The sequence below is a fragment of the Mesorhizobium sp. M7A.F.Ca.CA.004.12.1.1 genome (assembly GCF_003997835.1).
Taxonomy (GTDB): Bacteria; Pseudomonadota; Alphaproteobacteria; order Rhizobiales; family Rhizobiaceae; genus Mesorhizobium.
This window is the reverse complement of sequence record NZ_RZRK01000300.1, coordinates 1-6,788: the sequence shown is the minus strand read 5'-3', so window position 1 is coordinate 6,788 and position 6,788 is coordinate 1. Positions and strand designations below refer to the sequence as shown.

Genomic DNA, 6,788 nt, shown 5'->3' with positions numbered 1-6,788 from the left:
GTTCCAGCTCCTGGCTGGCCAGGGCGATGTGCCGGCACCACTGGCCGGCGTCGATCCCGTCGAGCGGCGATCCATCGACGAGGATGCTGCCGGCGTCCGGTTCGACGAAGCGGCACAGGAGATTGACGATCGTCGTCTTGCCGGCGCCCGAGCGGCCGATCAGCGCCGTCGAGCGGCCACCGCGGATTTCGATTGTCGCCGCATGCAGCACCACCTCGCGCCGGTCCGTGCCGGAATAGGTGAACGTCACATCGTCGAACTTGATGCCCTGGCGCAGGCCGTGGAACGGCCCGTCGCCTTGCGGCGGTTGCGGCTTGCCGGTGGGATCCAGCAGCCATGTCACCTCTTCGAGCGATCCGCTCAGGCCCTGCAGCTGGCTCCACGACCCCTGGAGGGCCCGCATGTGCGGCTGCAGCCTGTAGAGCAGGATGACGAAGGCGATGATCAGCGGGAAACTCACCTGCGCCAGCCAGGCGCCGATCACCACCGCCAGGAACAGCATGGCGTGGAGAACCTCCGTCAACGGCGGCAGCGCTCCCTGGCGCACGAGCAGCGCGAAGGAGGCGCGGCGAACCGCATCGGACGCCGTGTCGAAGATCGCCTTCTCCCGGTTCTCCTGCCCGAAGATGCGGATCAGCCGTCCGGCATGCACAAGGTGAAGCATCTGCGAGGCGAGGTGGCCGTTGCGCGAAGCGACGCTGCGGCTGGGCTCCTTCAGATTGGCCGAAAGGATGGCGTGCGCGATCTGGACGAGCGCCAGTCCGAGCGTGACCAGAAGCGTCATGCGCCACGAAAGCAACAACAGGAAAGCCAGGAGGATGATGGCGGCCGATGCGCTGACGATGGCCGACAGCATGATCTGGATCGCATCGGAGGCCCGCCAGGATTCGTTGGAGATGATGTTGAGCAGGCGTCCGGGGCTTTGCCGCAGGAAGAACGGGTAGCCGACCCGCAACAGCTGCTCCGACAAGGCGCTGCGGATGGAATGGCTTGCCTTGCCGGAGATGAAGGTCGTCAGCAGCGTGTTGGCGAAGGCGAAGACGTTCTTCAGGACGATCGAGCCGAGGATGGCGACCGAAATGACCACAAGCCGGTCGCGCTCGCTCAGGCCCGATCCGACATGCTGGAGGGCAGCGGAGAAGCCGTCCATGCCGGCCGCATCCCCATGTCCCATGATGATGCCCAGCAACGGGATGATCAGGCCAATGCCGAACCCTTCGAGGACGGCGCTGACCAGGCCGAGTACCACCACCGCCGGAAGCAGGCGCAGTTGCCGCTTTCCGAACGCCCGGAACAGCATCGGCAGGCTTGGCGGCAGCATCGGCATTATAGCGTTTCACCTCGCCTGGGCATTGGCTTGCTGATCTTGCCGCACCGGCTCGGCCCGCGGCCGTCTGGCCAGCAGGAGAACCGCGAACCTGGCCGCGCCGAGCAAATTCATGGCGACGATCGGCCAGTGCGGCAGGTTGAGTTCACGATCGAAGGCGGGTCCTCCCGCCAATTCCCTGATAGCCCCTCTTGCGGCCCAGTAGAAATGGCGAAGCAGCCAGGGCGCGTGGCGAACATGCTTCAGGCAGAGCCCGCCATTGCCCAGGCTGTAGTCGCGGTGCAGCTTTTCGATGGCTTTGCGATCCCGCCGGCCGTGATGATGGAATATCGTCATATCAGGCACATACTCGACCGCGATGCCGAGCAGCATCGCGCGCACGAGGTAATCGGTATCCTCTGCCGACCGCAATGGTCCGCCGGCGCCGAAGCGTTCGTCGAAATAGCCGATGCGGGCCGCGACATCGCGGTGCATCGTCATGTTGCAGCCCAGCACGAAACCGCCGGGATGAACATCCGGCGTCAGCCGCTCGCGCGCCCACGACCGCTTGATGGTGAACGGCAAATCCCTGGCATCGCCAAGCTCGACACGTCCGCCCCGGATGAGCCATTGTTCCCCGGACGCATAGTGTCGCTCCAGATCGCGCAGATAGTCGCGATGGACCGCGCAGTCATCGTCGACGAAGACCAGCACACGGCCGCGCGCGCGCCGCAGCCCGGCGTTTCGCGCGGCCGCCAGTCCGGGGCGCGGCTCGCAGACGGGCGTGAACGGAATGTCCGATGCAGCGGCGATGCTGGCCAGGCGTTCGGCCGTGCGGTCGCTCGAACCGTTGTCGACGACCACGAGTTCGGCGGCGAATCCGGCATGTGCGCGGCAAGCGGCTTGCACCGACTTGATGCAGGCATCGAGCACCGCGACGCGGTTGCGGGTGCAGATGATGAAGCTGACTTCCGGCGCCGATCGGTCACGGCCGCGACCGGTCGGGGCAGGGTCAAGCGCCGTCGAACGATCGCGCTGCAGAGCTTGGTGGGCTTTGACGATCATGCCTTTAACTCAACCGATGAGACGCCAGAACCGCCGCGGCGGGCGCGGATTTGAAGAAGTACGCCATGGCATCGGCTTGTCTGGCGGCCGACAGCGAGGCGAGGCTGAGCCAGGGCGCCCAGGCGCCGGGCCGCAGCGCATATTGCTCGCGGCGCCGGATGGCGTTCCATTTCGCGGTCCGCGTCAGCAATTCATGCGTCAGCGCCGGCTGCTTTTCGTCGGCGACGAGCTGGTAGAGGAAATAGAACAGGTTCAGCGCGCCAGCCTCGAAGCTCGGCCGCGTCGCCGCCGGCAGCGAGCGGATTTCCTCCTCCAGCGCGACGATGAAGCTGGCCGCACGGGCGACCGTGTCGTGGCTGACCGCATCGCCGATGTCGCGCAGGTCCCGCGTGGCCTGCGCCAGGCCCTCGCGCTCAAGGTTCTCGGCCACGATGCGCAAATGCGTCCTGCGCATCTCCTTGACGTGCCGGCTGGTCACGCTTGCCTCATGGACGCGGTAGACGACCAGGTTTTCGGGCATCATGGCTGCCGGGTAACGGCCGGCCAGCCGCCTGAAAAGATCGAAATCCTCGGCGTGCCTGTAGATCGGGTCGTAGTGGAGAACGCTGTCGTCGATGACCTTCCTGTTGTAGACGACCGTCGGGTGCATGAAGATCGTGAAGAACATCGCCAATACAGGGATGCGGCCGAATTTGAACACCGGATCGGGCCTGCCGATGGCGATGCGGCCGCGGATCAACATGTCGACGCCGGCGCCGCAGAAGCCCAGTTCGGGCCGCCGCTCGAACAGCGCCACCTGGCGCGACAGACGCCAGGGATAGGCGACGTCGTCGGCATCCATCCGTGCGACCAGTTCGCCCCGGGCGAGCGCCAGCCCTTCGTTGAGCGTCGCGACGAGGCCGCGGTTTTCGCGCGAGACGATCGAAATGCGGCTATCGGCCTTTTGGCATCGCTCGAGTATCTCGAGCGAATTGTCGGTCGAGCCGTCATCGATCGCGATGATCTCCAGGCGACTGTGATCCTGCCGCAGGACGCTTCCCAGCGCGGCGGCGAGATAGGGGCCGGCATTGTAGACCGGCAACAGGACGGAGACGAGCGGCGCGGCGGTCATCGTCTTGCATCCGTGCGCTGGAGTTCGAGCGCCGGTGTGCGGCCATCGGGCGGTCCGACGGCCGCCGTCGCGAGCCAGCCATCATGGCTGCCCTGTGCAGAGCGGGTGCGCGCGACATAGGGGAAGTAGCGCTTCAGGCTGTTGAGCGGCCTCTCGAAAACCACCCAGGAAATCCAGGCGGCGACAATCGTGGCGGCGCCCGCGACCAGGAATCGCCCTGGCCCTTGCTCCGAGACGTTGAGTGGAATCCAGGGCTGCGCCTTGACTGCGAGCGACAGCAATATCGGATGATAGAGATAGACGCCGTAGCTGATGCGGCCGAGGCCAAGCAGCGGCGGCACTTCGGCAAGCCTGCCCAGGATGCCGCCAAGGCCGCGCGAACAGGCTGCCACGATGACCATCAGCGGCACCAGGGGCAGGACTTCCCGCAGCAGCCAGCGGGCCCATTCCAGTGTCGGATCGGCGGGCTCCGGGACTAACCACTCGATGACAAGGAATGCGGCCGCGAAGGCAGGCCAGCCCAGCCGCATCCAGTGCGGCAGGCCGGCGCCCCTAAAATGCCAGCAGGCAAGCAGCGCGCCCGACGCCAGCGCATCCATGGATGCCGGCGGCAGCAGGTCGCGCGTCAGCGTCGGCGTGGCGGTGATCGGCCAATAGAAGCGATAGGCCAGCGACAGCGCGATGACGGCGATGCAGATGGCCTCGAAGCGGCGGCGTGGGGCCAGCAGGACGACCAGCGGCCAGGCAAGATAGAACTGCTCCTCGATGCTCAGGCTCCAGAAATGGCCCAGCACCCAAGGGTTCCAGTTATTGTGCAGCGCATACCAGAAGTTCGACAGATAAAGCGCATGCCAGACCAGCGACCCCCTGGACTGATCCAGGTCGACCAGCCAGACGAAACCCAGGACGGCAAAATAGGGCGGGAATATCCGCAACATCCGCCGGATGTAGAAGGAGCGCAGCGCCGGGCCGGTTTCGAATTCGGTGGCCGAGCGCGCCTCCAGGAGCAGGCGCGTGATCAGGAAGCCGCTCAGCACGAAGAACAGCCGCACACCGATATGGCCCCAGAACGAAGGTCCCTCCGCGAAGAAATGGGAATACAACACCATCGTTACGGCGATAGCTCTCAACGCATCAAGTTGGATGTCACGGGCGCTTCCCATCAGCGGCTTCCGCCGGCGTGATATCCGCGATGAGGCCGCCAGCCGGCCGCTTCGAGCGGCAGGCTAAGGCGGACGAGACCCGCCAAGGCACCCGCAAATCCGCGCATTGCGAGCACGGCCGGGCCGGGCTCGAAATCGACGGACGGACAACTCAAGCTGGTCAACCTGGCGGAATCCTCCACGGCGTATGTCCAGTCGCAAACGAGTCCCCCCAGGACATCGTTCGGCTACGGCATTGTGCAGCGCAACACAAAATATCTACCCGGCTGAAATACTTATGTGAGCAAGTGCTAAAAATTGACAAAACCGGCCGGTTCTCGCCATTTCTGGCGAGTTTCCTCAGAATTAAACCTTGGCGTTTAAATTGTGCCGATATTCCCGCCCCGGTTGATTGAGGGGAGCTCTTGGCTTGAGAGCCTAGTTCTTTGTGAAGTCGCAAGAAATTTTGGAATCTATAGTTTGGCTATATGGGTTCGGTCCTGGCTCCGTGGAGATATGATTTGGAACATTGGCTTTGCGCGGTGCAGCATCGTCTCTGTTTTTTCGTCAACGCCGATTACTCGGCTGACCGCTAACCGTTACACCGCGTCGAACACCACCGTCTGTTCCAGCCCGCCGCCCGGGCGGTTTTCCAGCGTTACCGTGCCCCCGTAGCGCTCGATGATCTCCTTGGCGATGGCGAGGCCAAGACCGGCTCCGGGGACGGATTGCAGGCGGCCGGGGTTGACGCGGAAGAAGGGCTCGAACGCCTTGTTCAGGAGTTCCGTGGGTATGCCCGGGCCATGGTCAGATATGGTCAGCACGGCGCGATTGTCGGCTGCGGCCAGGTCGATGCGGCACGCCTTGCCATGGGTGGCGGCGTTGACGATCAGGTTGCGCAAGGCGCGGCGCAGGCCAAGCGCGCCGGCCCGCACGCAAACCTTGTCCAGGTGCCCGATCGACACGGCATGGCCGAGCGATGCCATCTCGGCTTCGATATCGCGCACCGTCTTTGCCAGGTCGACCGGTTCGACGGCGTCCTGGTTCACCTCTTCGCGCACCAGACGGATGGCGCTGTCGGCGATGCGGTCGAGTTCGTCGAGGTCGTGAAGCCATTTGTCGCGTTCGTCGTCGAGGAATTCGGCGCGCAGCCGCATGCGCGTCATCGGCGTTCGCAGATCATGGCCGGCGGCGGCGACCAGCCGCATGCGGCTTTCCATGGCGGTCCGCAGCCGCGACGAGAGTTGGTTCAGCGCATGCGCGGTGGCCTTGACCTCGGCCGAGCCCACTTCCGGCACCGCCGCCAGCACGCCGTCCGATCCGATCTTGGAGACGGCGGCCTCCAGCATCTCGAGCGGGCGGATCAGCACCGAGGTGAAATAGACCGACACCGCCGTGGCGCCGGCGACGATCAGCGAGATCCAGCCGGCCAGAACCAGCCATTCGCGACGCGGCGGCTTGAGGTGCGGCACCTCCATGATCGCCCAGCGGCTGTCAGGCAGGTGCATCGATGCGATCTGGCCGGGTTCGTCCGCCTTCTCGTTGACGACCGCCGGAAAGTCGAGGCCACGGCGGTGCAGGATGTCATTGAGCATCGCCGTTTCCGCACGAGCCATCTTGCCGCCCGCCGGATGGTCGGCGAATTGCACCCGCAGGACGTCGGGGACCGGCCCCGGCAAAAGCCGCACCACCAGTTCCATCTGTTGGGCAATCCAGGGCACGGTCAGTTCCGGCGGCGGTCCGCCGCCGCGCACGCTGATGACGGCGGCCGTCGCCAGGCCGACGACGCCGACGATCGAGGCGACCAGCAGCAGGATGAGACGGCGGCGCAGCGAATTCACGCCTGGCTCTCCACGGTCTCGACGCGCGCGGTGAGCTGGTAGCCGCCATTGCGCACGGTCTTGAACAGCGGCCCGTCGCCGGTGTCGGAAAATTTGCGGCGTAGCCGGCTCACCAGCACATCGACCGAACGCTCGAGCGGGTCGCGCTCGCGGCCTTGCGTCAGGTCGAGAAGCTGGTCACGCGACAAAAGCCGGCCGGGGCGGTCGAGAAACACCTGCAAGAGGTCGAACTCTGCGCCCGTAAGGTCGACGGCCACGCCTTGCGCGTCCGTCACCTTGCGGGTGTCCGGCTCCAGCCTGTAGCCGGCGAAGCGGTACGTACG

Annotated in this window: 6 protein-coding genes; all 6 read right to left on the bottom strand. The window is 65.2% G+C overall.

The window, feature by feature from the left end:
* A partial coding sequence (locus tag EN984_RS17090; RefSeq protein WP_164765504.1) for an ABC transporter ATP-binding protein occupies nucleotides 1–1,327 on the bottom strand: 1,327 nt, incomplete at its 3' end.
* Nucleotides 1,328–1,336: 9 nt separating this feature from the next.
* Nucleotides 1,337–2,371, bottom strand: coding sequence for a glycosyltransferase (locus EN984_RS17085; protein ID WP_127271102.1), 1,035 nt, complete (start codon nucleotides 2,369–2,371; stop codon nucleotides 1,337–1,339).
* 4 nt (nucleotides 2,372–2,375) lie between these two features.
* Nucleotides 2,376–3,482 (bottom strand): glycosyltransferase, encoded by a 1,107-nt coding sequence (locus EN984_RS17080; protein WP_127271104.1) that lies wholly within the window; start codon nucleotides 3,480–3,482, stop codon nucleotides 2,376–2,378.
* Nucleotides 3,479–4,645, bottom strand: coding sequence for an acyltransferase (locus EN984_RS17075; RefSeq protein WP_127271106.1), 1,167 nt, complete (start codon nucleotides 4,643–4,645; stop codon nucleotides 3,479–3,481). Before EN984_RS17075 ends, EN984_RS17080 begins: the two co-directional genes overlap by 4 nt.
* Nucleotides 4,646–5,223: 578 nt before the next feature.
* Nucleotides 5,224–6,465, bottom strand: a complete 1,242-nt coding sequence (locus EN984_RS17070) for an ATP-binding protein (protein ID WP_127271108.1) — start codon at nucleotides 6,463–6,465, stop codon at nucleotides 5,224–5,226.
* Nucleotides 6,462–6,788: winged helix-turn-helix domain-containing protein (locus EN984_RS17065; RefSeq protein WP_164765503.1), on the bottom strand; the 327-nt coding region annotated here is incomplete at its 5' end. The genes EN984_RS17065 and EN984_RS17070, both read right to left, overlap by 4 nt.